At 53.2% G+C, this 1,638-nt stretch carries 1 rRNA gene; it reads left to right on the top strand.

Annotation, left to right across the window (positions count from 1 at the left end):
* Positions 1-68: 68 nt before the first annotated feature.
* A 23S ribosomal RNA gene (locus tag BLS25_RS17075) occupies positions 69-1,638 on the top strand; the annotation flags it as partial.

Below are 1,638 nucleotides of genomic sequence, written 5' to 3'. Positions count from 1 at the left end.
TTTGGTTTGTGTCGTGAAGATGATCTTAAAGATCATTAGTCAATTTTTTGACGATTCAACTCATGTGATTTCAAGTCTTTAAGAGCAAACGGTGGATGCCTTGGCATCTGGAGCCGAAGAAGGACGTAGCAATCTGCGATAAGCCTCGGGGAACTGATAAGCGAGTTTTGATCCGAGGGTGTCCGAATGGGGAAACCCCGCCAGGGCGCGTGCGTACCTGGTGACTCCCGCCTGAATATATAGGGCGGGTAGAGGGAACGTGGGGAAGTGAAACATCTCAGTACCCACAGGAAGAGAAAGCAAAAGCGATTCCGTAAGTAGTGGCGAGCGAAACCGGAAGAGGCTAAACCTAGCGTGTGTGATAGCCGGCAGGCGTTGCATGTTGGGGGTTGTGGGACTTTTCTGATTGTTCTGCCGAATGATCGACGTGACAAGAGGGTATAGACGAACGGTTTTGAATGGCCGGTCATAGAGGGTGCGAACCCCGTAGTCGAAATGCCTGTTCTTGGCGTGAAGAGTATCCCAAGTAGCACGGGGCCCGAGAAATCCCGTGTGAATCTGTCAGGACCACCTGATAAGCCTAAATACTCCCAGATGACCGATAGCGGACAAGTACCGTGAGGGAAAGGTGAAAAGTACCCCGGGAGGGGAGTGAAATAGTACCTGAAACCGTTTGCTTACAAACCGTTGGAGCCTCCTTAGTAGGGGTGACAGCGTGCCTTTTGAAGAATGAGCCTGCGAGTTAGCGATACGTGGCGAGGTTAACCCGAGTGGGGTAGCCGTAGCGAAAGCGAGTCTGAATAGGGCGATTCAGTCGCGTGTCCTAGACCCGAAGCGAAGTGATCTATCCATGGCCAGGTTGAAGCGACGGTAAGACGTCGTGGAGGACCGAACCCACTTAGGTTGAAAACTGAGGGGATGAGCTGTGGATAGGGGTGAAAGGCCAATCAAACTTCGTGATAGCTGGTTCTCTCCGAAATGCATTTAGGTGCAGCGTTGCGTGTTTCTTGCCGGAGGTAGAGCTACTGGATGGCCGATGGGCCCTACAAGGTTACTGACGTCAGCCAAACTCCGAATGCCGGTAAGTGAGAGCGCAGCAGTGAGACTGTGGGGGATAAGCTTCATAGTCGAGAGGGAAACAACCCAGACCACCAACTAAGGTCCCTAAGCGCGTGCTAAGTGGGAAAGGATGTGGAGTTGCTTTGACAACCAGGAGGTTGGCTTAGAAGCAGCCACCCTTGAAAGAGTGCGTAATAGCTCACTGGTCAAGTGATTCCGCGCCGACAATGTAACGGGGCTCAAGCACGCCACCGAAGTTGTGGCATTGACATTTTTGGTAGGCCTTCGTGGTCCAGCCGTGTTGATGGGTAGGAGAGCGTCGTGTGGCGAGTGAAGCGGCGGGGTGACCCAGCCGTGGACGCTACACGAGTGAGAATGCAGGCATGAGTAGCGAAAGACGTGTGAGAAACACGTCCTCCGAAAGACCAAGGGTTCCAGGGTCAAGCTAATCTTCCCTGGGTAAGTCGGGACCTAAGGCGAGGCCGACAGGCGTAGTCGATGGACAACGGGTTGATATTCCCGTACCGGCGAAGAACCGCCCAAGCTAATCCAGTGGTGCTAAGAGTCCTAGCTCGGAAT

The organism is Microbacterium testaceum StLB037 (assembly GCF_900104345.1).
In the GTDB taxonomy this organism is placed as follows: domain Bacteria; phylum Actinomycetota; class Actinomycetes; order Actinomycetales; family Microbacteriaceae; genus Microbacterium; species Microbacterium testaceum_A.
Note: the sequence above shows the minus strand (reverse complement) of the source record. Positions and strands in the feature narration are given on the sequence as shown.